Annotated in this window: 23 protein-coding genes; 20 read left to right on the plus strand and 3 right to left on the minus strand. The window is 55.8% G+C overall.

The annotated features are described in order from the left end of the window. Window positions 1-391: 391 nt before the first annotated feature. The 17 genes from B4V06_RS04770 (at window position 392) to B4V06_RS04850 (ending at window position 20,374) form a co-directional block, all read left to right on the plus strand. The gene (locus B4V06_RS04770; protein ID WP_498167843.1) at window positions 392-4,129 is read left to right on the plus strand and encodes a type IV secretory system conjugative DNA transfer family protein; all 3,738 of its coding nucleotides are present in this window, start codon (window positions 392-394) and stop codon (window positions 4,127-4,129) included. A 923-nt stretch (window positions 4,130-5,052) separates the two neighbouring features. Continuing rightward, window positions 5,053-5,655: a hypothetical protein gene (locus tag B4V06_RS04775; protein ID WP_123113364.1), complete on the plus strand. Its 603-nt coding sequence runs from the start codon at window positions 5,053-5,055 to the stop codon at window positions 5,653-5,655. 886 nt (window positions 5,656-6,541) lie between these two features. Further along, on the plus strand, window positions 6,542-7,012 hold the full coding sequence (locus B4V06_RS04780; protein ID WP_498167845.1) for a DUF7529 family protein: 471 nt from the start codon (window positions 6,542-6,544) through the stop codon (window positions 7,010-7,012). Between the two features lie 169 nt (window positions 7,013-7,181). Next, window positions 7,182-8,873, plus strand: coding sequence for an ABC transporter substrate-binding protein (locus B4V06_RS04785; protein ID WP_498167847.1), 1,692 nt, complete (start codon window positions 7,182-7,184; stop codon window positions 8,871-8,873). A gap of 67 nt (window positions 8,874-8,940) precedes the next feature. After that, complete coding sequence (locus B4V06_RS04790) at window positions 8,941-9,960, plus strand: ABC transporter permease (RefSeq protein WP_498167849.1); 1,020 nt, start codon at window positions 8,941-8,943, stop codon at window positions 9,958-9,960. Window positions 9,961-9,962: 2 nt separating this feature from the next. Then, window positions 9,963-10,871, plus strand: coding sequence for an ABC transporter permease (locus B4V06_RS04795; protein ID WP_498167852.1), 909 nt, complete (start codon window positions 9,963-9,965; stop codon window positions 10,869-10,871). 1 nt (window position 10,872) lies between these two features. Then, window positions 10,873-12,003 carry an ABC transporter ATP-binding protein gene (locus B4V06_RS04800; protein WP_498167855.1) on the plus strand — a complete coding sequence of 377 codons (1,131 nt, stop codon included), beginning with the start codon at window positions 10,873-10,875 and terminating at the stop codon, window positions 12,001-12,003. After that, window positions 12,000-13,055 (plus strand): ABC transporter ATP-binding protein, encoded by a 1,056-nt coding sequence (locus tag B4V06_RS04805; RefSeq protein ID WP_498167857.1) that lies wholly within the window; start codon window positions 12,000-12,002, stop codon window positions 13,053-13,055. Before B4V06_RS04800 ends, B4V06_RS04805 begins: the two co-directional genes overlap by 4 nt. Window positions 13,056-13,057: 2 nt before the next feature. Beyond that, window positions 13,058-13,444: a hypothetical protein gene (locus tag B4V06_RS04810; RefSeq protein ID WP_498167859.1), complete on the plus strand. Its 387-nt coding sequence runs from the start codon at window positions 13,058-13,060 to the stop codon at window positions 13,442-13,444. After that, window positions 13,441-14,529 carry an S-methyl thiohydantoin desulfurase family protein gene (locus tag B4V06_RS04815; protein WP_498167862.1) on the plus strand — a complete coding sequence of 363 codons (1,089 nt, stop codon included), beginning with the start codon at window positions 13,441-13,443 and terminating at the stop codon, window positions 14,527-14,529. The genes B4V06_RS04810 and B4V06_RS04815 overlap by 4 nt, the downstream gene beginning before the upstream one ends. A gap of 2 nt (window positions 14,530-14,531) precedes the next feature. Beyond that, window positions 14,532-15,449: a DUF1177 domain-containing protein gene (locus B4V06_RS04820; RefSeq protein WP_498167864.1), complete on the plus strand. Its 918-nt coding sequence runs from the start codon at window positions 14,532-14,534 to the stop codon at window positions 15,447-15,449. Beyond that, entirely contained in the window at window positions 15,446-16,105 is a 660-nt protein-coding gene (locus tag B4V06_RS04825) for an AroM family protein (RefSeq protein WP_498167866.1), read from the plus strand. Before B4V06_RS04820 ends, B4V06_RS04825 begins: the two co-directional genes overlap by 4 nt. Beyond that, window positions 16,105-17,052 (plus strand): aminopeptidase, encoded by a 948-nt coding sequence (locus B4V06_RS04830; RefSeq protein ID WP_498167868.1) that lies wholly within the window; start codon window positions 16,105-16,107, stop codon window positions 17,050-17,052. Before B4V06_RS04825 ends, B4V06_RS04830 begins: the two co-directional genes overlap by 1 nt. Before the next feature lie 18 nt (window positions 17,053-17,070). Further along, window positions 17,071-17,946, plus strand: coding sequence for a nitroreductase family protein (locus B4V06_RS04835; protein ID WP_498167870.1), 876 nt, complete (start codon window positions 17,071-17,073; stop codon window positions 17,944-17,946). Continuing rightward, window positions 17,943-18,626, plus strand: a complete 684-nt coding sequence (locus B4V06_RS04840) for an aspartate/glutamate racemase family protein (protein WP_498167873.1) — start codon at window positions 17,943-17,945, stop codon at window positions 18,624-18,626. The genes B4V06_RS04835 and B4V06_RS04840 overlap by 4 nt, the downstream gene beginning before the upstream one ends. Further along, window positions 18,623-19,690 (plus strand): succinylglutamate desuccinylase/aspartoacylase family protein, encoded by a 1,068-nt coding sequence (locus tag B4V06_RS04845; protein WP_498167876.1) that lies wholly within the window; start codon window positions 18,623-18,625, stop codon window positions 19,688-19,690. Before B4V06_RS04840 ends, B4V06_RS04845 begins: the two co-directional genes overlap by 4 nt. Window positions 19,691-19,831: 141 nt before the next feature. After that, window positions 19,832-20,374: an Lrp/AsnC family transcriptional regulator gene (locus B4V06_RS04850; protein WP_498167879.1), complete on the plus strand. Its 543-nt coding sequence runs from the start codon at window positions 19,832-19,834 to the stop codon at window positions 20,372-20,374. Between the two features lie 368 nt (window positions 20,375-20,742). Here the strand turns inward: B4V06_RS04850 and B4V06_RS04855 are convergent, their stop codons facing one another. Then, window positions 20,743-21,090, minus strand: coding sequence for a hypothetical protein (locus tag B4V06_RS04855; protein WP_498167881.1), 348 nt, complete (start codon window positions 21,088-21,090; stop codon window positions 20,743-20,745). A gap of 451 nt (window positions 21,091-21,541) precedes the next feature. Here B4V06_RS04855 and B4V06_RS04860 point away from each other — a divergent pair, with 451 nt between their 5' ends. Beyond that, complete coding sequence (locus tag B4V06_RS04860) at window positions 21,542-22,555, plus strand: tyrosine-type recombinase/integrase (protein ID WP_498167884.1); 1,014 nt, start codon at window positions 21,542-21,544, stop codon at window positions 22,553-22,555. A 14-nt stretch (window positions 22,556-22,569) separates the two neighbouring features. On the opposite strand, the gene B4V06_RS04865 is transcribed toward B4V06_RS04860, so the two are convergent. Continuing rightward, a complete protein-coding gene (locus B4V06_RS04865; RefSeq protein WP_498167886.1) occupies window positions 22,570-23,478 on the minus strand; it encodes a beta-ribofuranosylaminobenzene 5'-phosphate synthase family protein in 909 nt (302 codons plus the stop codon). 87 nt (window positions 23,479-23,565) lie between these two features. Here B4V06_RS04865 and B4V06_RS04870 point away from each other — a divergent pair, with 87 nt between their 5' ends. Continuing rightward, a complete protein-coding gene (locus tag B4V06_RS04870) occupies window positions 23,566-24,333 on the plus strand; it encodes a non-canonical purine NTP pyrophosphatase (protein ID WP_498167889.1) in 768 nt (255 codons plus the stop codon). Then, complete coding sequence (locus tag B4V06_RS04875; protein WP_498167892.1) at window positions 24,330-24,875, plus strand: nucleoside/nucleotide kinase family protein; 546 nt, start codon at window positions 24,330-24,332, stop codon at window positions 24,873-24,875. Before B4V06_RS04870 ends, B4V06_RS04875 begins: the two co-directional genes overlap by 4 nt. Here the strand turns inward: B4V06_RS04875 and B4V06_RS04880 are convergent. Next, window positions 24,865-26,649, minus strand: coding sequence for an Eco57I restriction-modification methylase domain-containing protein (locus tag B4V06_RS04880; protein WP_498167895.1), 1,785 nt, complete (start codon window positions 26,647-26,649; stop codon window positions 24,865-24,867). The two genes, B4V06_RS04875 and B4V06_RS04880, sit on opposite strands and share 11 nt — an antisense overlap. Window position 26,650 lies beyond the last annotated feature (1 nt).

Genomic DNA, 26,650 nt, shown 5'->3' on the forward strand with positions numbered 1-26,650 from the left:
CCGGCGCGAGCGGCCAGCGGAGAAAGCGTGGGGGGTGAGCAGCCACGCCGCGCAACCCCCCGCGCTTTCCCGCTGGCGCCGAGACCATATTCACTTCAGCCCGGAACGCGGCCGAGCGGAGCGAGGCCGCGCCAGCCCGGAATGGTCGGTCGCGAGCGACGCGCCGGGCGGCAGCGGCGAGCGCGGCGCGCCGGCACACACACGCACCAGCCGCGAGCGACCACAAGCGTCACACCTCGGGCAGCTGCGCGGGGCGCCCACGTCGCAGCCCACGAGCCTACACCCGCCACAGCCCAACGGTGGGCCGCGTCCCACACCCCACCCAGCAGCGTTTGATTCACAGCCAGATCGGCGGAACGTTAATGTGGGTCGTGGTATCACGACACACAGTATGGGGCGCGCTGCCGATCCCCCATCCGATGAGTCCCCGGAGCACAGCCACCTCCGCATTCGCCCGACCGACACCGAGCTGCCGCCGGCTGCCGTCGAGCAGGGGTTCTGTCGCCTCCATACGATTGAGACCCCCACCGAGGGCTGGCGCGACCGGCTGTTCAGCACCGAGCCGCCCACCATCGAGTTCCGGCTCCAGCGGCCGGCAGGTGCCGACGCCGAGCTCAGCCTCTATGCCGGCATCGAGGACGCACCGCAGGCGGCGCTGAAAGAGGCGCTCCGCACTGCCTGCCCGAACGCCTACGAGCTCACGCCGGCGACACCCGACCCCGTCGCCCCGCTTGCCGACGATGTCGAAGATACGCCAGCTACGGACGACGACGACGGAAATACACCAGCCACGACCGACGACACTGAACATGCGCCAGCCACGGACGGCGCCACCCCGGCGCCGCCGGGCGATGCCGCCGACCCCACAGCCACGGGCGACGAGCCGCCCAACCCACGAGCCCCAGCCGCCGACGCTGACACGCCACCCACGGACGACCCGGACGCACCACCCACCGACGATCCCACCCGTGCGGCCGTCGAGTGGATTGGCGAGGCCGAGCGGCGCGACGACTGGCAAACCCGGCTCACCCCGTTCGCTACGTTTCAGGAAGACGACGACGCCCAGCTCCCGCTGGCGGTGCTCGCGGAGACGCTGGCCGACACGACCGCGGCCGTCACCGTCCAGATCGTCTGCCAGCGCTACGACGACTGGCGCAGCGAGGCGCACGACCGCCAGTTCCAGCTTGAGGAAGGGCGCGACACCATGGGCGCGCGGTTTATTGACTTCCTGCTCGGCGGGCCGGAGAGAACCGGCTCCGACCAGACGTCCACCACCGCCCGCGAGTGGGACAATCCGGCCGTCACCGGCCGGCAGGACGCGATCGCCGCCGCCGATCCGCAACACGCGTTTTGCGTGTCGGCCCGGTGTGTCATTGCTGGCCCCGACGCGAAGGGGTTGGCCCGCCGGCTCACCACTGCCCTGGAGGCGCTCAGCGGCGACTACTACACGATCGATGGCTCCGTCCACACGGGAGACGCGGTCGAGCCGGTCTGTACAGCAATTCAGGAGCGCGCGGTCCACGAGCCCAGCTACGAAACAGCAAAGACGAAGCTGCCGTGGACCCGCAACCGAAGCCGCGCGCTCATCATGGACGCGGGGACGGTGCCCGCACTCTGTTTACTCGATGGGACGGCGCTCACCACGGGCGGCGACCGCGCCGTCGACCCGCCCGGCGCCGACCGGACGGCGCTGCCGCCGCCACCCGACGACCAGCTGGCCCGGTATCAACAGCCCGGGCTCACGCTGGGCCAGCCGCTTGATCAGGACGGCGAGCCCACCAGCGACACCGTGGCGGTGCCGCCGTCGCTCCAGCGGCTCCACGTCGCGTGGTTCGGGAAGACCGGCGCCGGCAAATCAACGAGTCTCCTCACCGGCATACTCGCCAATCAGGCCGCCACGGACGGCGCCGACATCCTCATCACGCCGAAAGGCGACGCGACCGCCGAAGCGTATCTCCGCGCGCATTACGCCGAGACCGGGAGTCTCGCGGACGTCTACTACTTCGACTGTGCGGAGACGCTGCCGGCGCTGTCCTTCTTCGATATCCGGCCGCAGCTGGCCGCCGGGATCGATCGGGCGACCGCCGTCGAGGATCTCACCGACCACTACATCGAGATTCTCGAAGCCATCATGGGCCCCGAGCAGTTCCACCAAGCAGTCCGCTCGCCCGACATCATCCGCCAGCTGGTGAAAGCGCTCTTCGATCCGGTCCACGGCGACGACGCGTTCACCCATCGGGCGCTCCAGCAGGCGGCCGCCCGCTTTCATGAGACGGGCGAGCCACCGCCGGTGGTCGACGATGAGCTTCAGTCGATGTTGTACAACGTCGCCGCCAACAGCCAACAGACGTTTGACGAACTCCTTCAGGGGGTTCACAACCGCATCGAGAAGATCCCGCTCGACCAGCGGCTCGGCCAGCTGTTTAATCACGTCCCGGACGATGACGATCCCCACTTCGACCTACGTGAAGTGATCGATGAGGACGCGGTCGTCATCCTCGACACCGGCGACCTCCGGGCGGCCAGCCAGCAGGCGCTGGCCCGGACCGTCCTCTCGAAGCTGTGGACGGCGCTCCAGCGGCGCGCCCAGACGACGGAGCCGGCCGATCGGCCGGTGGTCAACCTGTATCTCGAGGAGGCGGCCCAGCTCGTCAGCTCCGGTGTTATCGATGACTTCCTCGCGCAGGTCCGGTCGTTCGGCTGTGGCGTGACGCTTGCGACGCAGTTCCCCGGCCAGCTGCGGGTCCGCGACGAGGCCGCGTACGTGGAGCTGCTCAACAACGTCTCGACGATCATCACGGGGAGCGTCCCCGTCGATGACGCACTCGCCACGCGGCTCGCCACGGCCGACCTGGAGCCGAGCGCCGTCGGCAACCGGCTGCGGTCGCTCCAGCGGGGCCACTGGCTGGCCCGGCTGCCCGCCCCCTTCAACACCCAGCCACCCCGGCCGTTCCTGCTCGCGAGCGCGCCGCTGCCGCCGGGCCATCCCGATGGTGACGGGTTCCGGCCGGCACGGGAGGCCACCTTTACCACCCGCTCCGAGCAGTTGCGCGAGCGCACCCGCGAGCAGTACGGGCTCGACGTGACGGCCACGCAGGCGACAACTGGGTCGACGACCGAGGCGGCCGAGCCAACGGATGCGGCCGCTGACGACGCGCCGACCCGCGTTGATTCGGCGCTGCCGTACACCGACCGGCTCCCCGAGCCCGTCGCGTACGACGGCGAGCGCCACGCGGTCATCTGTACGGGCTGTGACACCCGGTATGACCCGTCACCCGACGGCCTCCGCGCGGCGGTCGTCTGCTGTCATGATCCGGGCGCCGTTGATCGCGCCGCGTACCCGATCTGTGAGCTGCCGCTCAAGCTCACGTACACTGAACGCCAGGAGAGCGCGATCAGCGACGCCGGCCTGCGGTTCCTCCAAGCGGTGTACTCGGCGCATCAGGGCCAGTACGACCCCGAGTTGGAGTACGACATCACCCGCGACAGTATGCGCCGGCTTCAGGAGTACGTTGGCATCGACGCCGCCGAAGTTGATGAGCTCCGGGAGGCGGGGCTGGTCAGCCGGGACTGTCGGTACCCGCATACGCTGTATACCGTCACGCCGGAGGGGCGGGACGCAATCGGCGTGCGCCACCGGGAGGGCGTCGCGTACGGCGCCGGCGCCGGCGACCTCAGCGAATCCAGCCTTCATGTGGCGATGGTCGAGGTGGGCACACAGCTGCTCGAACACGAGTACGTCGCCGACCCTGAGTCGCCGGCCACCCGGGTTGAAGAGTACTATGAGGTGGCCGACGGGCGGCTTGATGCCGCGGCCGTCGATGAGGCCGGCGACGTCGTCGCCGCGCTCGAAGCCGAGCGGATCAACAACGACGCCGTAGAAGCGATCCCCGCCGATTACGACAAGCTCGCCGCCCAAGAGCCGGCGGCGGCCGTCTGGATCGTCAAAAACCGGGCGGCCGCCCACGAGGTGATTACGGCGCTCAACGACCCCGCGACGGGCCCGGCGCGCGTCGCAAAAACGTACGGCGAACAGACCCGACCCGACATGTTCACCATCGACCAGCCAGGGCTCACGGACGTTGTTACGTTTCAGGCCGCCCGGGATGCGTATCTCGACCGGGCGTGATCGGGGGCAGCGAACGCGCCGTGGCGTGGTGGAACCACCTGGGGCACGGCCGGGCCCCCACAGACGCTGGCAGCACATGGTGGTCCAAGCTTAACCACCCCGCAGGTGGCCGCTGAGGGGAAAAGCGAGCGTAGCGGCCCACAAATCGAGGTGTTTCAGCCACTGTGCCGTCCGCAAGAACCCCGTCACGTACGGGTGAAAGCTACTCTCACCACCGCGAGTGACGCCACAGCCGCGTGGCTCGTGTGGTGAAGTGGTGCCCGGCGATCCAGACAGCAACAAACCGCCTGCCCGCAGCGGGATCAGATACAACTCGTGACAACGGTCGCCGCGCCACGACACGTCGGTATGCTAAATATCTCAGCAATACGATATCAAAGATCTGCCGTACCACCCCCGTGTTGTCGGGGGTGGTGCGACAGTTCGAATACGTTCTCACATAAATCTGAAATATATAGCGCCGCTGTCGCACACGGCGCCGATCGCGGCGGGGATCGAACACCCCCGGAAAGACGGCCGCGTTACGGCCCGTGTCACGCCGATTTCATCGATCACGACGGAGGGCAGTCCACCTGAAACGAAGGTTATCACGGAGTATGCTGTCGGAGTTTTCACTCGTTTCGACTGTGGATCTTGCGGACGGCGCAGTCGCTGAAACACGACCGAGTACGGTGCGATAGCCCGAATTCAAGGGTGGTCACCGGTGGGACATGGGCAACTCGTAGTGTCATAAAACACGACGGCTGCCCTGTGGTCAAAACACCCGCCGAATCCGCCTGACACTCCACAACAGAAGCGTCAAGAACCACCGGCTACGCCCGCAAAAAATATTGTTCTCCCGTGAGCAGCGCACACACACAGCCGCGACACCGCGTGAGCAATCGCCCACAACCAGCCAGCCACGCGCCAAACCCGACGTCCGAATGAATGGACTCCGTGTGACCGCCCCGATTCAGCAGATCGCCCACTGGATTACGACGGGCGAGATTGCGCCGCTGGTCGTGCTGTATGCCATGTTAACTGTTGGTGATCTACAGCTTCAGCGGGTGTTGCGGCGGCTCACCCATCGTGAGTGGGTACATGGGATGCCGGTTGGCTACCGTGTCGGCCGGCTCCTGCGCGCGTACGCACCGTCACAGATGTTGCTCCGGTATGTGTCCGGCGTTGCGGTCACTGCGCCATACGCCGAGATAGAGCCGCCACAGAACCTGTGGGGGTATTTCTCGGTACAGACGGCCGCAATAGTTGGGGTGGCCACCGAAGAGGGTGTGTTCCGCGGGCTGGCGTATCTCGGCGCAGGTGTCATCGGGATTGATCCGCTGTGGCCGGTTGTCGCGGGCACCGTGGTGTGGGCGGCCCTCCACGGCATTGGCCGCGGAATTACGATACTGGTGACCACCGGCTGGCTCTACGTGGCCTTATGGAGTGTCGGCCACTGGGAGATCGCAGTTGGCCTCCATCTCGCCACCAATCTCAGTGCCGTCACCTATGGGTATCACGACTACTTTGGCCTCGGAGGAGAATGAGCAGTGATGGGGCAACCGCTATCGTCATCGAATGGTCAGGCGTCTATGAATCGGTGGTGGCCGATGCGATCCAAGGAGCGCCCGAACTACACGTTGGGATTGTGCTTCAATAGCGGGCTCCGAGTACCCCATATGCTCTCAGGTCCGGCGATGGAGATCCACATATCGACACGGAAGAAGAACTCCCGCCACGTGGTTGGTAACGAGTTCAGAGCAGGTTGAACGGCAGAGAGTAAGCGGGCGCGACGGGCGCTGGTTCGACCGTCGAACGAATCGACCTTTCAGGCGTGAGGCGGTCGAATTCGACCGGTTCAAAACCGCCATTTCTGACAAATAAGTTACTAATCTGCGCCATTCGTGCTGAATACAGCGCGCGAGTCGGTCGCGCAGTTCAAACGATTCCAGCGAACCAGAGAACCGTATAGGTCAACGCCAGAATAGACAGGACGATGCCGACGATACCGAGGAGACGCCCTTGCCGTTCGCTCATACCTATCTCTGGAACTGGTACGTAATCATTCTACTGCCGACACAGTCACCCTGCTGCATACACGCTCTGTATCGGTCATGCCCTTACTGACAGGCGGCAGGGAATTCGAAACGATGCTGCTGTATAGAGAGCGCGAATCTGGTACAAACCGAGGGCAATCTACGGGATAGAATGATCGGTCAATACAGGGGATCCACCTACCGATGTATATCACCGATCTGCCCACATTCCGTCAGAAATCACGTGCGAGATACAGAGGATCTATTCAGCACGGGAACTGCGTTATTTCACCCAAATATATCCTGAATCAGCCGATAGAATGTGGGTGCATACAGAATAATCAGCAAGGTCTATTCGGATATCAAAGCTTTTTTTTATCGCCAACAGGGGGTCGGTATGAGTCGCGAAAAGATCAACCGCTCGAACAAGGCGCTGATTCACTGGGAAGACTTGCTTGACGACGTCAAGACAATTGCGTCGGAGTACGAGTCAGATGGCTGGGAAACGCTTGTACTCCACCCTGGCGATGTCTCGACGATAACTGAGGGCAACACTGGATTCCGGCTTGTAGTTCCAAAATCGGAGTTGGAAATGCTAGGGGAGGCTGTCGAAGGAGATGAGGAGAGCTTCAACGAGTTTGAACTCCACCGTGCGCCCGCAGAAGACCTGTTCTTGTTCGTTGTTGTCGTGAAGTCGAGCGACCACAACCGGACTATCTCTTTTCCGGCATATTACGATCCAGAAACCGACGAGGAGTTCGTTACGGCGGTCCGCGAACAGGGATCAGTTTTCTCAGAAATAACCAATCTGGATCAATCGCAGCGGTATTCGTTTTGCCATGATGACCCGTCCCTATTTCTCCCGTAGTTATTCATAACCCTGGTTATGTTGGCCAGATTATATACTATGTAGCTAGGCCAGCCAGACGGCCCGATATTAAATTCGAATATTTCTATAGTTAATTCTTCTAATTTTCCAGACGATTATTTTCTCATTTAGGAAACATTTATAATACTCCGCAACACCAGCCGTAGTCATGCGACCCGATAACACGGAACGTCGCAAGTTCCTAAAACTGGTTGGTGCAGGTACGACTACTGTCGCACTCGCAGGGTGTGCAGGCAACGATGACGCAGACGGAAGCGATGGGACCGATGGGACCGATGGCGAAGACGGAAGCGATGGGACCGATGGCGAAGACGGAAGCGATGGGGGGGAAACGGACTTCCACTTCATCGCGGGCCAGGTATTCGGCACCCTCGACCCGGCCGAGCAGGTAGACTACACCCAAGGGATGGCTGCACAGAATCTCTACGACGAGTTCGTCACGGTTGATCCGGACTCGCTACAGCCGACTGCCAACATCGCCGAAGAATGGGATGTTGAGGATGGCGGTCAGACGTGGATATTCACCATCCGCGACGATGTGACGTTCACCGACGGTACAGACATGACCGCTGAGGACGTGGCCTACTCGATGAAGCGGATGCTGGAGATGGAGGCAGGTTACTCGTCGTTCTGGCTCAGCTACCTGAATCCAGAGGACGTGACCGCGCGCGACGAGCAGACGGTCGAATTCGGGTTCAACCAGGCTTACGGCCCAGCGCTGGCAACGCTAGTCCAATTCTACATCGTTAACAGCGAGGTAGTTCAGGAAAACGAGCAGGACGGCGATTACGGAAATGCCTACCTCCAAGACAACTCGGCGGGGTCAGGTGCCTACATCCTTGACGAGTGGGAGCAGGGTAATTCCATCTCAACATCAGCCTACGATGACTACTGGAAGGGATGGGATGACAACAGCTTCGACACGTTCCGGTCGACAGTCATCACCGAGCAATCGACCATCGTCAACACGATGCGTGAGGGCGGTGGCGACATGACCGACCAGTACATGGGGACCCAAGCCTACGAGGAGATGGACTCGTTCTCGAACGTTCGGGTACCAGAAGTACCCCAACTTCAGTTGTTCCACCTGCCACTGAATACTCAAAAGGCACCGACCGACGACATCAACGTCCGGAAGGCGATCGCTTACGCATTCGACTACGAAAGCGCGGTAAATGACATAATCGGTGGTGGAGCGGTTGCCGCGGGGCCAGTCCCTCGAGAGATGGCGGGTCACAACGACGATCTCGAGCCGATGTCTCAGGACCTCGATCGCGCGCAAGAGTTCCTCGATCAGGCGGAGTATTCCGTTGACGAAATCAACGAGATAGGCCTCGAACACGTAGTCGTAGCCGGAACCGAGCTCCAACGGCAAGTTGGGTTGCTAAACCAGTCCGGTCTGTCGGAGCTTGGTATTGAAGTGGAAATCAATCCCCAGCAGTGGGCCACGATCACCGACCGCGCCACCGACCCCGAAGAGACAGCCCACATCACGAATATCTTCCACACCGCGAAGATGCCTTCGCCGGACAGTCACAGTTACTTGATGTACCACCCTGAGTCGTTTGGGTCGTACATCTCCCAGTCGTGGTATTCGACCGACGAACTCGAATCAGTCCTCGAGGAGGCTCGCAGCACGCCAGACCTCCAAGAGCGCCTCGAAAAATATCAAGAAGCACAGGCGCTGGTAGTCGAGGGGATGCCCAGCGTATTTATTGCGAACCCACCGTACCGCATCGGAATTAACGAGAATGTCGGTGGTTGGCAGTACCAAGGCGTGATGGCATTCGACTGGGACGTGCACTCGATGCACCGCGAAGGGGAGGGGCGCGCAGAATAGCGGCTGCCAGAGCCAACCCTAATTAAACACCCTCAGATCCCATCACTTCCAATATTACACGCAACTAATGTCATACGTTAACTACTTGATTCGCCGTGCGCTCCAATCGATCCCGGTTATTTTTGGTTTGTCTATGCTGATTTTTGTCATTTCTCGGGTGATTCCGGGAGATCCGGTTCGGCTCGCGCTCGGCCCAGAGGCCAGCGATCAGCAGGTCGAGGCCCTCAAAACCGAAATGGGGCTTGATGAGCCAATCCCGGTGCAGTATGTCGACTGGCTGATCGGCGTAATTCAAGGCGACTGGGGAATGTCTCTGCGGACGAATAATAACGTATTCAACGACATTATCGCCCGGCTGCCCGCTACGTTCGAGCTCGTCGTCCTAACACTGTTCTTCGCGGTGCTGCTCGCGATTCCGTTCGGCGTTATCGCGGGAACAAACAAAGATCACTGGCAGGACCATGTCTCTCGTATCACCGCGCTGTTCGGCGTCTCAATGCCACGGTTCTGGGTCGCTATTGTGCTCCAGATCATCTTTGTCGTCACCCTCGGGCTGCTTCCGCTATCGGGGCGGCTGAGCGATGGAGTCGAGCCGCCTCCAGACGTAACGCACCTCTATCTCGTCGACAGCCTGCTTGCGGGCCAGTTCGGGACGTTTGTCGACGCCGCGACGCATCTGATATTGCCGGCGTTCGCGCTCGGACTGGCAACACTAGCACAGGTGATGCGACTCATCCGATCGGACATGATCGACGAACAGCGCAAGGACTACGTGCTCGCTGCGCGGGCGTACGGCCTTCCGAACAACCTAGTCGAATACAAATATATGCTGCGCAACGCGTTCACGAGCTCGCTGACGGTTATCGGGCTGTCGTTTGGCTTCCTGCTGGGAAATGCGTTCCTCGTAGAGATCGTTTTCGCATGGCCGGGGATGGCCCGTTACGGCGTCGAGGCAATTCTGTATCAAGATTTCAACGCCATCATTGGAGTCGTCATGGTCGTCGGTGTCGGGTTCGTGAGTGCGAACTTCATCGTGGACCTGCTGTACGGCTACCTAGACCCGCGAGTTAGACTGGAGGATCAATAAATATGGCTACTGAAAAAAGCGATGGACGGTTTCTCAGTACAGAGGACACCGCTCGACAGGAGCGGCTTAAACAGCTCAAGAGGACCTCGAAGAGCTTTATGCAGAATAAGCTCTCTGTCGTGGGTCTGCTGATGATACTGATACTGGTGTTCGCAGCGACGTTCGCTCCGTTTATTGCACCGTACCCTGATGATGCTGGGCCAGGGGTCCATTTCGACCGCGCGAGCCAGCCGCCAAGTCTTGAGCACCCGATGGGCACGGACACAACCGGTCGTGACATCTTCAGTCGGGTGTTGTTTGGTGCACGTATCTCGCTGATGATGGGTGCAATCGTGCTGTCAATAGCAATTTCGATCGGCGTCACCCTCGGGCTAGTCGCCGGCTACCTCGGTGGGAAGACCAACTCGGTCATCATGCGCACAACTGACATCTTTTTGGCCATCCCGCCAACGCTGCTAGCGATGGCTGTTGTCGCGGCCACTGGGGCATCGTTATTTAATGTCATGGTCGCCATCGCGTTCTCTTGGTGGTCATGGTACGCGCGACTGACCCAAGGAGAAGTCCTCTCAATCAAGGAGGAAGAATTCATCGAGTCTAGCCGGGCATTAGGCTCGAACTGGCTTCGGACAACATTCAAAGAAGTACTACCCAATATTGTGAGTCCGATCACAGTCAAAGCCACACTAGACATGGGATTCGTCATTCTCGTAGGTGCAGGCCTGTCATTCCTCGGACTGGGTGCTCAGCCGCCGACCCCGACCTGGGGGGCAATGATCGCTCAGGGGCGTAACTACGTCACCACCTTTTGGTGGATCGCAGTGTTCCCAGGATTGGCCATCTCATTCGCTGTGCTCGGGTTCAATTTCATTGGCGACGGCCTACGGGATGCCTTCGACGTAGAGGTGAACTGAAATGGCTGAGACTCTCTTGGAGGTACGAAACCTCCACGTCCAGTTCGATACATACGACGGCGTCGCGGAGGTAATCAACGGTGTCGATTTCACGCTGAACCGTGGCGAGACGGCCGCATTAGTCGGCGAAACTGGCTGTGGCAAGAGCGTGACTGTCAAATCTATTATGGGCTTACTCCCTGCAGCGGAAATCACCGCGGGCGAGATCATATATAAAGGCCAGGATTTGCTGGAGTTGTCCGATGCCGAGCGTCATGCACGTCGGGGGCGCGAGATTAGCATGATCATGCAAGATCCGATGACGAGCCTCAATCCCGTCCTCACAGTCGGTGAACAGATGATCGACGTGCTAAAATGGCAAGGCGAGCGCCGGCTATCTGTCACCGACTGGCTCCGGGATAAGGTCTCTAGAGGGTCAGACGCGGACCACCGCGAGCGAGCGATTGAAATGCTTGCTGACGTAGAAATCTCTGCGCCAGAACGGGTGTTTAGCAGTTACCCTGTTGAGCTGTCTGGTGGTATGCGCCAGCGTGTGTTGATCGCCATCGCGTTACTGTCCGAACCAAATTTCCTGATTGCCGACGAACCTGGTACGGCCCTAGACGTCACGACCGAGGCAAAAGTGTTGGATTTGCTTGACGAACTAGTCGAGGATCGGAACACTAGCGTTCTGTATATTACTCACGACCTCGGCGTCGCTCGTGAGGTGAGCGAATTCATTAATGTTATGTATGCCGGCGAGATCGTCGAGCAGGCTCCGACAGCCGAACTGTTCGCCGATCCGGAGCACCCCTACACTCGAGGGTTACTCGAGAGTATACCGACACTCTCGAGTGGGATCGGCGGGGGTATTGAAGGTCACCTTCCAGATTACACGGATCCGCCGGCAGCCTGCCGATTCGCGGAGCGATGTCCCCACGCCGAATCTAAGTGCAGCGAGGTGGTGCCGTATCCGCGGAAGACAGCCGATGACCACACGGTTGCCTGTCACCTCTTTGATGGGGAGGCCGCCCACGACCGCCATCAGAAGCTTGCTCAGGAGAGGGTCGACATTGGGTCGCCCCCCTGGCGGGAGGGCTCGGGGACTGAGACTGGGTCCGACGTAGTGGCTGATGGAGGGGCTAGCAAATGAGTCTCACTGACAACGCCGACGAGGTGGTCACCCGGGAGGCTCGCAAAGAAGCAGACCCCATGGTCCAAGTCGAGGGACTGAAGAAGCACTTCCCTATCCATGAAGGGATCCTACGGAAGAGGGCTGGAGAAGTCCGAGCGGTCGACGGAGTGAGCTTCTCGATCGGTGAGGGGCAGACCTTCGGACTGGTCGGAGAGTCTGGGTCAGGGAAGACGACTATGGGCCGGGCGATGCTGCGGCTGACTGAACCCACGGCAGGTACTGTCAGGATTGACGGTCAGAACGTCGTCGATCTCTCCGAGGACGAACTCAAGCGGTTCCGACAGAACATGCAAATCGTCCACCAAGATCCCACGTCGAGTCTTAATCCTCGCCACCGTGTGAAGACGATTATCGAGGCACCGTTGAAGATCCATGACTACGGTGATGCCAAAGAGCGCATCGAGCGCATCGAGGAGCTGCTGGACATGGTCGACCTACCGCGGGAATACATGTACCGCCACCCTGGGCAGCTCTCAGGCGGACAGAAACAGCGGGTCGGTATTGCCCGAGCAGTAGCACTGAATCCGAAGTTCGTCGTGCTAGACGAGCCAACAAGTGCGCTCGACGTGAGCGTGCAGGCCCGCATCGTCAACATACTCCAGCGAATCCAAGAAGAGTATGGGATCACCTATCTGTTCATCACTCACGACCTCTCGCTGCTGCGCAACGTCGCCGACCGCATCGGAGTGATGTACCTAGGCCGGCTTGTCGAGGTCGGTGATGTTCAGTCCGTCTTCAGGACGCCAGAACATCCCTACAGCCGGGCGCTGTTATCGGCCATATCGACGGTGAGTGAGGCCGACAAGCAAGCCAAGCCTGAACAACAGAACCTCGAGGGCGAGATCCCGGACCCTCGGGAGAAGCCCAGCGGCTGTGCCTTCCGCTCGCGGTGCCCCCGTGCGTTCGATGCCTGCTCAGGTGAAGAACCCACGATGTACGAACTGGGAGACGACCAGGAAGCACGGTGCTACCTGCACGATGACCGCTACCGGGAAGAGCCCGATTGGTGACCATGTCTGAGGATTCCTCTCGAATCAAGACACTTCGACGGGCTCGCCAGCGGCAACCCTGGACAGTCGAGCTGCTTATTGAATCGGCGGCCGATCCGATGAAATTCAAGGATCGTACACCGGCCTGTGCAGCCTGTCCGCGGCCCTGCGAGGCCGACGAGGTGTGTGCGACGGCAGTAGGAAAGGCAGGTAACCTCTTCGAGTCGATGGGCCGCGACCAGGCGTATTACTTGGTGGAGAACGGCATGAAGCGATTGCGAACACGAGACGACGCCACGCTCCGGACCGTTGAGCGTGAGCGGCCGAACACGTTCCTAGCGCTTGATAACGAGCGCATCGGGGAGACGGCATCGAAAAACAAGCAACCGACAAAATCCAACGACAAATGAACGACAATAATCACACAGAGATCACTGATGAGTGGGTTGAACACGTAGCGGTCGGCGGGGCGATCCTCGGCGGCGGGGGCGGTGGCTCGCTCGATGAAGGTATCGAGTTCGGCGAATTGGCGGTCGAGTATGGCAGCCCGACACTACGTCCAATATCCGAATTGGACCCCTCCGAGGTAGTTCTGACTGTCAGCGGTGTCGGCGCCCCAGCGGCGACTGACAGCCACGTCAAGCCGGCTGACTACGTGCAGGCTGTCGAGTTGGTGATGAACCGGCTCGCCGAGCGTGGTCGATCAGTCGGTGCGCTAATGACCAACGAAATGGGTGGGTTCGCTAGCGTCAACGGATTGCTGCAGTCGGCCGTGACTGGGCTCCCACTAGTGGATGCGGCGTGCAACGGCCGCGCACATCCAACGGGGCCGATGGGGTCGATCGGACTGTCAGGCGACGAGACTGTGTTACAGGCCGGTGTCGGGGGCGAGCCCGACACTGGACGGCGCCACGAACTGGTCGTGGAGGCCTACCTTTCGTCCGCAGCGGACACAATCCGTCAAACAGCTGAGGCGGCCGGAGGCCTAGTTGCGGTCGCGCGTAATCCCGTCCCGGCGGAGTACGCCGAGTCTAATGCTGCGCTCTCGGTGTACGACCAGGCAAAAGCGCTCGGTCAGGCAGTTCAGACAGCACGTGACGGCGAGACCGCCGCCGCAGAGGTAGCGTCACTGCTGGACGGCGAAGTAGCAATCACTGGGACTGTTGACTCACGGGAACTGGAGACAGCTGGCGGATTCGACATCGGGACTGTCGTCGTCGACGGCCACGAACTCACATTCTGGAACGAGTATATGACCTTCAGCCGTGATGGTGAGCGGCTCGCAACGTTCCCCGACCTGATCACAACGCTGGACACAGACACCGGCGAGCCGATATCGACTGCCGAAATTGCAGAAGGCCAGTCAGTCACAGTTGTACTGGCGCCGGCATCGTCGCTGGCACTCGGCGCTGGAATGGACGACCCTGGGTTGTTCGAACCCGTCGAAGAGGCTGTCGGGCAACCGGTCGTCGAACACGCGTTCCCGGAGGTGTAATCATGTTTGAGCGAATACAGCGCGCCTACGATGTGCTTGACCACCCCGATGCGGACGGCGAGGCCGTCCGCTCGGAATTAAAAGGGACCGGTGTCGATGTGGATGTGACGACCATCGAGGGCAAAGAAGGAACAACGGACTTCGTAAAAATAGTTGTCCCGGGTGAGGATCCAGACGCAAACACGCTCGGTGTCATCGGGAGGCTTGGTGGCGCGGGAGCCCGTCCCGAGGAGATCGGAATGGTATCGGACGCCGACGGTGCGATCGTCGCGCTTGCGACGGCGTTTCAGCTCGCGGAGATGCATGCCCGCGGTGATGTGCTCGCAGGTGACGTACGCATCGCGACCCACGTCTGTCCGAATGCTCCAACCCAGGCTCACGATCCGGTTCCGTTCATGGGGAGCCCCGTAGATATGGCCACAATGAATGAACACGAGGTTGATGGCGAAATGGATGCGGTGCTATCAGTCGACGCCACGAAAGGTAACCGGGTCCACTGCGAACGCGGGTTCGCGCTAACTCCGACAGTTAAACAAGGGTGGATCCTCCGTCCGAGCGAGACTCTTCTCGACGCCCAAGAGCGGGTTACGGGTGAGCCCCCGAGTACGCTCACGCTGACGGCCCAAGATATCACACCCTATGGGAATGATGTCCACCATATCAACAGCATCCTCCAGCCTGCAACCGCAACAGACGCGCCAGTGGTGGGCGTTGCCACGACAAGCATGAATCCAGTTCCCGGTTCTGGCACCGGAGCAAACTATCTCCCTGAGATCGCCGAAGCCACCGGATTCGTCGTCGAGACGGCGAAAGACTTCACGCGCGGACGTGCCTCATTCTACGATGAGGCAGAGTTCGACCGCCTGAAGTCGCTATACGGCTCAATGGACCATCTTCAGACAATGGGTGAGAGCCGATGACAAAGCTTGGACTGCTCACTATTGGCCAGGCGCCTCGGGATGACATCACTCCCGACATCAAGGCCCAACTCCCCGAGCACGTCGAGGTTATCGAAGCGGGCGCGCTTGACCGGTTCGACTCCGCTGAAGAGATCGAGGAGGCGGCAGGAGCCCGCGATGGCGAGCCGGTATTCGTCACGAAACTCCGAGACGGCTCGTCGGTCACCATCGACCGGGGTGCAACAATCGGATTGATGCAAGAGCGGATTCAGGAGCTCGCGGCGGATGTCTCCACTATCGGGGTCCTCTGTACGGGAGCGTTCCCTACATTCGACGTCGACGTCCCGGTACTGGAGCCAAGCAAGCTGCTACACGCCTGGACGTCTGGCATCGTCGACGACGGTACGGTCGGCGTACTCGTGCCCAAGCCCGAACAAGTACTCCAGACCCGCGAGAAGTGGGCGGAATTTGACCTGGTCACCGCTTCCGGGTCGCCTTACGTTGATGAGGATGAGGTCAGTCCCGCTGCCGAGGCGCTAGGAACCGATGTCGATCTCGTCGTGATGGACTGTATGGGATACACTCCTGAAATGAAGGATCAGGTCCGGACGACGACTGGTGCGGGGGTCTTACTCGGCCGGTCAGTACTCTGGAAGACTTCCACGGAGGTGCTGTGATGGCGGACCTTCGAGCAGTCGCACGGCGAGTTCTCTCAGAGAATATGGGAGCTGTTGCTGATGAGTCGTTGGTGGTCGTGACTGACACCGACAAGCGAGAGATTGGACGAGCACTATTCGAAGCCGGCGCTGACCTTGATCTCGAAGTCGGAATTGTTGAGACGCCGCCGATGGAACGTAGCGGGATGGAACCCCCGGCGTTCGTCGCCGCGGCCATGCGGGAGGCCGATATTGTAGTGGCACCAACAAGCGCGTCACTAACTCATACGCGTGCTCGGGAGGCTGCAACGGAGACAGGCGCTCGCGTCGCCACAATGCCGGGCATCACCGAGCGTATGTTCGGCGAGGGTGCAATTACCGCCGACTATGATGAGGTTGAGCGGCTGACAGCCGCGCTCGCCGACCGGCTGACTGCAGCTGATGAAGCCCGTATCGAGACCGGTAAAGAGGTACTGAAAATGTCGTTGACTGACCGCAAGGGAATTCCCAGTGACGGTCTGATCCGCAAACCGGGTGAGTCAGGAAATCTCCCCTCCGGTGAAGGGTATATTGCCCCAGTTGAGGATACTGCTGAGGGCGCTATCGCGTTTGACGGCGGCCTCGTCGGTGTCGGTGCGCTCGACGAACCTGTTATTGTCCGGATTGAGTCGGGATCGGTTACATCTGTCGAGGGGCCGTCGGCCGAACAGTTCCTTGAGGCAACCGCCGGAGACGACTGCGCTCGCCAGGTCGGCGAACTCGGCCTCGGGACGAACCCAGCTGCGGAGATCATCGGGACTGTCCTCGAGGATGAAAAAGTCTATGGGACATGTCACGTAGCATTCGGGGACAACCACGGGTTTGGAGGGACGATCGAGTGTGACTCCCATGTCGACGGGATTGCACTAGAACCCGACGTTTACCTCGACGACGAACTCGTTGTTACCGGTGGTGAGGTGGTTGTGTGACCGACTGTGAGGTAACAGATGACCGATAGCGATAGTGACAGTAGATACACTGACCGTCCAGCGCTACACGGAGAGGAATCACAGGTGTCAGACCTGACGCGGTGGCTTGCAGGCCGGGCGACAGTCCGTGATTTCGACCCTAGTGCAGAGATTCCAGACGAGGAGGTCCGCGAAATGGTTGACGCCGGGCGGAAGGCCCCAACCAGCGGGACGGTACAGATGTACAGCTTCGTGTGGATTCGCGAGCAATCACTGCGTGAGCGCATCCATGAGTTGTGCGACCGCGGAACCAAGCAGATTGAGGAGGCGAGCCACTTCCTGCTGGTATGCATCGACCTGCGGCGGGTCCGGCTGCTGTTGGAACACCGTGACCGCGAGTTCCGCATCGTACCTGGGATGGGGATGCTTGAGGGAGCAATCGACGCCTCACTGGCGGCGATGACAACGATGACAGCCGCCGAGAGCCGAGGGTACGGAATCTGTCCAATCGGGAACATCCTGAATGGTCTCCCCCAAGTTGCGGCAGCTGTCGACCTCCCGTCGGGTGTCCTCCCAATCTACGGGCTCTGTATCGGCGTCCCAGCCCACGGTGAGGCCAAAGAGAACGCCCCGCGGCTCCCGCTCGAGGCAGTTCTTCACGAGGGAGAGTATCAAGATCCTCCACCAGAACTACTTGAAGCCTCCCACGACGCGATGGACGAAATGTACGGTGACAGTGTCTACGGAGACTCCGATCGAGAGTGGCACGGGACTCTCGAGCGCTACTGGGGGCCTGACGGTTTCATGAATCGTCGCGAAGAGACGTTGTTTGCCGCCCTGCGCCAGCAGGGCTTCTTCGCGGCCCGCGGCATAGACGAACCGGCTGAAAAGAACGAAGATACTGCAGATACATGACCAAACAAAATCAAATCGAGATGGGTGTCCTCCGCGTGCTGACGCTGGAGGACCCTGAAGACGTATCGCTACATGGACGCGTGATCGAACAGCAGTTCCCCCACATCTCGACGACGTCGCGGTGTATTCCTGACCATCCGGAAGGGATTCCGTCTGTCGAGGCTGAAGAGGAGGCGCTACCATACATCAAGCGACTAGGACGGGAAATGGCGACTGACATCGACGTGCTAACGATCAGCTGCGCGCTCGACCCTGCAGTGTCAACACTCGACAATGAGGTGGACGTGCCAGTTGTCGGTGCGGGCGCCAGCGTTGCGGCGATTGCGCTTGCCCGGGGTGAAACTGTCGGGACGCTCGGCCTTGAGAGCGGGACACCTCCGATAGTTCGCAATCTATTGGGTGACCGTTTAGGGGCCACCGAGACTGTTGAAGGCGCGGAAACAACCAACTATCTCACGACCAAGGAGGGGCAGACAGAGATCCGGACAGCGATTAAGCGGCTAGCCGACGCCGGTTGCGACGTAGTCGCGCCCAGCTGCACCGGGCTGACGACCTCAGGCGTGCTGGGTGACATCGGGTCGTCCTTCGAAATCCCAGTTGTCGACCCCGTACTCGCGATGGCTGCGGTCGGTACCACGACGGTGCTGCCAATCACGACAGCCCCGGAGGTAGAAGCATGAGCGATGCCGTCAAGGTCGGCGACGTCAGCGCGGAACCAGGGACCCGCGAGCAGGGGTACATCGAAGGTGTCGAGCTAACGACTGGTGACAGTATCGACATCCCTGTGGTTGTGCTTAATGGTTCCAAAGAGGGACCGACTGCGCTCTTGTTCTCGACCCAGCACGGCAAGGAACTCCAGGGAACAGCTGTCACTCACGAAATGATCCACGAGCGACTCTCGCCAGAAGAGGTAGCAGGTACGGTGATCGCCATCCCCGTTGCTAACCCGCTGGCATTTATGCATGCGACCTACCGGTCGTGGATCGACAATCGAGATGTCGGCTATGTCAACGTCGAGAATACAGAAGGTAACACAACTGAACGCCTCGCTAGCGCTATCTGGGAGAACGCTTGGAGTAAGGCCGATATCGTCGTGAACTATCACTGTAACGACCACCCAGATTCACTGTACTTCCAGATCATCGAGCCGACCGAAGAGACGGAGGCTGACGTTGAGCGGGCTGCCGAGGCGTTCGGTATCACGACGATTCGAAAGGACGATATTGTCGAATCTGGTCCCGGACCGATTGGTGCTGACCGTGTCCCGACATTAAGTAATAAAGGTGCAGCAGAGGGCATCCCCGAGCTCATGGTGGAGTTCATCGACGGCCGGTATCTTGACGAGACGAGCCTCCGGGTTGGGGTGGATGGCACCCTCAATGTGTTGCGGGAGTTTGACCTCTTGGAAGGGGAACCCTCGGAAGGCCCTCAAGAGGATATCACGCTGGTTCCGTGTCAGTACACTGGTGGCCATGGTGTCAATCGTGCCCACGGAATGGTCCGCAATGACAGCGGCGGAATCCTTTATCCGCGCCAACCGACTGGAGAGTTTGTCGCCGAAGGAGAGACCGTCGCCGACATCGTTGATCTCCACGGTAACCACGTGGAGTCAGTCAAAATGCCTGTTGACGGCTACCTCTGGGCGTACGCCGGCTCTCAACAGTTCGCCACGTCAGGTGGAATGCAGACCATCGAATCTGGCGGAAAAGTTGTTTACGCGTTTACACACGAGGAGAATGTGTAGCCGTACCACTCATAGAACATACAGCCGACAGATCATTAGTGTCTGGCAGAAAGCCAGTGGAACAATCAGTGCCTAAGACGGAGTAACTTTTTGTAAAGTTGCTGTAAGAAAGCTATTAATTGAGGCTAAAGAATACAAGGTATGGATATTGAAATGCCGGAACCAAAGGAGTGGATTGAGGACCCCCAAGTCGTCGAACTGCTGGAAGAGACGATGGATCACAAGGATTATTTGATTTTTCGTGAGCTGAATGAGGACGGCCGGCTATCGGACACAGAGCTGGCTGAGCGAGTCGGTCTCTCTCGGACTGCTGCACGACGGCGGCGGAAAAACCTCCAAGATGATGGGATCCTCGAGATCTTCGCGTTGCTTGTATTCAAGAAGGCTGACTATACCTACGCGGAGGTTCACATCTCCTACTCGACGGATGTCAGCCAAGAGCAGATAGAAGAGTTCATTAAGGGCTTCCTCAACGATGGTCTCGTCTACGAGGTGGCCGAAGTGGTCGGCGAACATGATCTTATGATCCGTGTCTGGGAATCCTCGCTTAATGAGCTCAACGCTCATGTACGGGAATATCTCCAGAATAATGATGTTGTCGACTCTTATACACTTGTCCCAATTACAAACTCCTACAAGATGTTCCACCGAGATTTCTACTCGAACGGTGTCAGCGACGAATAACACAATATCGGTGACGCACCATACCGCGTTGGGTCGAGAATAATTGTGAAGCGGTTACTGATGTGATTTGGGAAATAATTGGCACAAATATTGGTGTAAACGAACAGTATTGACCGGTTCGCTCTGTTGGAATTGGAAATAACCTTGTCCGGAGTTCGCGCCCTGTATCTTGCACAGCTATCAAAACACTTCCCTAAATTGGTAGAAATATCAACGTCCAATTCGCACCTTTCGGTGACCAGCCGTTTCATGCGGTTTTGTGGCTGAAGAATACGCTCTGAGCAGAACCTTTTCATTCGGTATTCTCTTCGGAGTCGTCCACTGAGAAGTACTTTCGAATCATTTCACAGAATGAAGTTGCGCAACAACTACTCGTCATTTTCTTCAACCTGTCCGATTGTTGTTCCGCTCATGTTGTCTGGATAATCTTTTTTCCCTGTAGCGAGGTTGATGTGTTCTCCCTCTTCGAGGTCATCGGCGATCTTGGAGACACATGCATCATCAAGAGCATGATAGTATCCGTCGTCAGTCTTACCGAGAACATCTTGTTGATAGAGGTTAGCGAGAGCTTTTGTAGCACTGCTTGTCTTGAGTGTCGTGAACCTGCTGAGATCTTCTGCTCGGAATCCATACTCCTCATACCTGTAGAGTGCGCAGAGCACGGTAGCTTCCTTCGAGCTGGGCTGTACATCGATTGGATCATTTCCAGGGGTCATGTGACGTGTTCGTGAATTTCTGTGACTGGCTACTGGCTGTTCTGTTGTAGTAATTTAGACTCGAATGGGAGCTTGATAATCAATCGGTGATTCTGGTTAGCAGTTACTGTCTGTATCTGTTTCCCGTCGCAGTGACAGATTCACGCATACTGTGGTACCTAGCAGGCTTTCATCTTATCAGAGCCGAAAGAAGATGCGGTGCTGAGTCAAAAAAGAGCCTCCGTCTGCTCCAGTCTTCGTTTTGCTGGACAGGCACTCTGTATTCAGCACACTCTTCCTAGGTCAATCAGCGATTGATTTTCTCTACCCGGACCTGTTTGGCTGTACGCGAATCCCACCGATACACCACTGAAGTTCGACCATCGAACTAATCGATCTTTCAGGTGTGAGACAGCCGAAATCAGCCGCTTCAAAACAGGTGTTCTATCGAGGTTTCGTGTGGGCCCGACAAATGAGCCTGGTACCCATCAAACCCGACCATGCGCTTGAACTGTACATCGTTGACCGCGAAAATAGCGTCTCCCAAGCGACGATCTACTCCCACCGGTCAAGACTTGGGCACTTCGTACGGTGGTGTAATGAAGAGGCGGACATCGCTAACCTGAATGAACTGTCCGGACGTCAGCTCCACGAATTCCGTGTTTGGCGTCGGATGGAGGGAGATCTCTCGTCAGCAACGGAAAAGACTCAGATGGACACACTTCGGGTGTTCATTAAATGGTTAGAATCGATTGATGGCGTCGAACAGGACCTCCACACGAAGGTACTGTCTCCGACCTTGACCGGTGACGACAACATCCGAGATGAGATGCTGGATTCCGAACGTGCACATCGAATACTAAGCTACCTGAAGAAGTACGAATATGCCTCACGTGCACACGTCGTACTCACGCTGATGTGGCACACGATGATGCGTGTGGGTGAAATCTACGCACTGGATTGCGATGATTACGATCCAGCCAAGCAGTCGTTAGAAGTTGCTCATCGGCCTGACACAGACACGACCATGAAGAATCAATCAAGGGGTGAACGCTTTGTTGCTCTTTCGGATGAAGTCTGTGAGTTGCTGGACGATTGGTTGGAGCATACGCGCCCGTCAGCGACCGATAACTACGGTCGGGATCCATTAATTACGATACCACAAGGACGTGCTCATACCACCACGTTGCGTGGTGACTGCTATCGCTATACCAGACCTTGTGTCGTAACTGGGGATTGTCCGCATAGCCGTGATATCGAAGACTGTGAGGCAACGGAATACGATGAGGCATCTAGATGTCCGTCTACGGAGAGTCCTCATGCACTTCGTAGAGGAGGGATCACGCATGCACTCCAGGAGGGATGGCCGATGAAGGCAGTCGGAGACCGTGCGAACGTCTCTGAAAAAGTGCTCTTAATGCACTATGACTCGCGTTCTGAGGAAGAGAAAATGGAACAACGGAGGTCACATTTAAATGACTTCTAGGAGCTATTAAGAAGCTATGAAAATTTAACTCCCTGATTCATCGCTTTGGTTTCGATCGTCTTGATTTCGTTATAGGGCATAGATATTGGATCCGGAGATATAACAAAAACAGCGGGCCCCAAGGATGACATTCCAACCGCATATCCTTTATTTTGAAGCTCTCTGATTATGGAAAGTGAATCTGGTTGTCGCTGTAGTTCCCTTTTTTTGAATCCTATTTCTTGGATTTTCTCGATAGAGTCCTTAAATAGGTTGAAATCGGACTCTACTATACTAGGTAGTAGTTTCATAAGAATTGTATATGATAGTTTTTTTACTTCTGAGCTTGGGATAGGACACTCATCTTTGAACACGGACACCTCATCAGAGCCATATGCACCAGTCGAATCAGGAATTAATATATTAATATGCCAGTCAGGAAAGTCCAGTCGGGAAATTACTGGTGGAGGTGAGACAGATGAAGCCGCAGATGGTAGAAATCCACCTTTTTCATCTAGGTCATGTCCGCCATCCAGTACAAAACCTCCATTCTCAAATACAGCAGTCCCAATTCCGGACGTTCCGCCACGTCCTACAGTCTTAGCTACTTCGGAAGAAGAAAGTTCTAGGTTATTAGTCCTAGCAACCGCAAAACCAGCAGCTAAATCAGTCTGGGTACCGGATCCTAATCCTTGGTGCTGAGGAATCGTTTCCTTGATTCTGATTTCAACCGGCTGAAGATCATACCGACGTATCACAGCTCCTGCTGCATCTTTAACCCTCTCTCGCATTGGTCCTCGGACTCTCAAATCGTCTGATTCTTTTACCTCTAATATGACACCGGGAGATTCTATCCCCAGTCCAATGCCACCATCAACGCGGTTTGATTCTGAGCTTAGATCAATGAGTCCAAAGTGAAGGCGGCTACCTGTTTCTATTCTCATAAGGTATCTTCCAGGTAGATAATCAAAAAGGTGGGGAACCAATTTATACACGGATACCTAATCTGCTTATTAGAGTAGTATATAACCATGTCTGAAGACAGTATTCCCCTCCCTCTCATAACCTCTAGTAGCAGAAAATTCGACCACCTTCGTTATCTTGCGTATCGCAATAACCTGGAAGAGGAACACGGAGTGGAGTTGGTTCGTGTTCCTATAGAATATAAAGAAATCCAATCTGATGATATGGAACTGTTATTGTCAGATGCCATACATAATGACGTGTTTGATGATATTAGAGATATATTCTTCCTTATTGAGCAGACCTCCGTATTTTTCGATGCTATGGATGGTGAAGGCCCCGGTCAGTACTTTAAAAAATGGTGGAACACCAAATCAGAAGAAGATCTTAAACTGAAATTCTCTCAGAGTGAGGGAGCTACGATAGAGTCGGGTCTGGCGTTAAATATACCTAATCACGATCCATTAATATTAACTAATGAACAAAAAGGGAAAATAAATTTAGATGGCAATATTAAGCAAGAAAATGAAAAGTACTCTTGGCTGAGTGCAGATGATTTCAATCTCTATTTTGTTCCAAGGGGAACAAACAAGGTCTATAACGAGATGCCAATTACTGAATTTTTAAAATATGATTTCCGTCGTCCAATATTTGATCAGATATGTCAGAGAATGGGGGAATATGCAGCGATTGTGAATAGCGGCGTATCAAACGAGCAAATAAAAACTACGTTGGATTCGGCCACAAGGGAGATAATATATAAAGATAATGCTGAATTTGATTCAGGAACAAATGATCCTAGCCAATCCCAGATCGGAGATTCTAGATTTTCATGATTATCTGCATTGTTGGACCATCCTGTGCTGGAAAGACAACTTCAGCAGAGTACATCGGTTCAGAGACTGGGGGAACTCATTATGAAGCTAGCGACTTTGTCATGAACCGGTATTCCAAATGTTCATTTGAAGGAAAAATAATGAATTTTGTAAAGAGAGAGTTTGACGAAAAGGGAATGGGTACTTTTGCCCGCCCTATATGCAAACAAATAAAAGATTCAAATAATAATATTTCCATCATTTCTGGATTTAGAACCGAAAAAGAGATACGAATAATTCGAGAGGAGTTTAATTCAATCTTTGTAGGCGGGGTCTATGCTAACAGCCTACTAAGATATCAGCGAAAATTGGAACGCGATAATCCGGGCTCTAGCTATTCCTATAGAGATTTTTTACAAAAAGATTTCACTGAATATCGATTCGGTATTATTCAGGCTCTTGAACAACAAATTGATACGCTGATAATTAATGAAGGTACATTTGATGATCTGTATCAGACGATTGATGATAAATTGACAGATCAAATTCCTGCTAGCAAGTAATAGATTCGATTAGATCGATCTCTTCATCTGTTAAATCTAACACATCATACACTAATGCATCAATCTCATCCCACTGCTGCTTCCGGTAAAATTGGCTGAGCTGATTTTTTATTTTTGGACCAAACTGTGAGGGTAATAGAACTGGTAAGCCCACGAGATCCCGCTTCATTTGTCGCCAGAATCCAGAGTCCATCTCGGGTAACGATGATTTTAGAAGAAATTCGAATACACTACTATTAAGTGTCGCTGCTAGGGGTTCGAGATCACCATCAAAGAAAAATGAATAGCAAGTATTATGTGAAATTTTTCGTTCTGTCACGGCAAATCTAGATGTAGAAGTCAAGTCAGGTGTGACAATTCTTTTACTTGTCTCCAGGTCGGTTTGGATAGTATCATGTGTTTCATACCACAATTTTCCTTGCTCTTTAACGCAGTATCTTTCTTCAAGAGCAGGCTTATGATGTTCAAGATATTTCTGGACTTCTGGATATTCATTTAGATCGATAATACTACCGTCTCGGTCATATGGATTTATAATGTATTTCTCCCCGCTGATCCTCCCTTTCTTAATGTTTTCTCCCTTGATCAGTGGATATACAATTTTAGTGGACATTCTTTGTGCATCATTTTCACTCAATATGTAGATATCGTCAGCACCTGTGGCAATTCCAGTTTTGATTCTTATATCGGTATTCTTTATATCAGGTAGGTTTTTGTGAAGCTTTGATTGAAGTTCCTTTATTTCAGGAGACGTGAATAACCAACCATCAGGATCAAGGTCTTCTTGGTTAATCTTAGTACAGCAGTTTGTCGCGGATCCACCATCACTGTTTAACGACTTAGAGAGATTCTCCAACTCATTCGTATCGCATTCACAATATCGAAATTCATTCTCTCTTTGATAATTCGGGAACGTGTTGTCTTGTCTCCGTAGGATCGTGATTGACGGGTATGCATTTACAACTGGGAAAGGTTCATCCTCTATTTTGATTATCGAGTCAAAATACGTTCTGTTAAGAAGTATCTCTCTAATATTCTCGCCATAATCCGTGTGATGGAATCGATCCGGTGTGACAAACCCTAAATTTCCGTTGACATCTAATAGCTCGGTTGCCCTCTCAAAAAAGAGAAGATAGATATCATATTTACCAACGGCGGAATCATACTGGTTCCTGTATATCTCATCATCTTCGTCAGATATATCTCTATTTTTTATGTAAGGAGGATTTCCGACAATAGTGTCGAATTTGGAGTATGATATCTCGGTATCTTTCTTTAGGGAATTAGCATGGAATACTGGAAGTGATATAATCGGATTAGACTCTTCTATTGTTGAGATCTCATCGTCAAGAACACTCAATATGTGTTGAGCTGTTCGCCAAACAGCGAGGGAATTTATGTCATATGCGTAAATATTATTTCTAATTGTAGAGATGATTTGTCTAGCACCCTCTGTCGTTTCAGGGTCATATCCAATCCGAATCATCCGATCACGAAGTCTCTCAGTGATAGCCCTCACGAAGGATCCAGTTCCACATGATATATCTGCGATTTTCTGATGCTCTATGTTATTATCAACAGTATATCCAACTGAATCCAAAATGAATTCTACTATTGGTTCTGGGGTATAGACATCACCGACACCTGAGATCGGATCTCCTTGATATCCTTGAATCTCATCAATCTCAAAATCACTACCTCGAATTTTTTCAATAAGGTCACTATCAACAAAAAATGGCTCTATATTGTCCGGATAGTCAAATCTATTTTTCATA

The sequence above is a fragment of the Halorubrum sp. B53 genome (assembly GCF_059752395.1).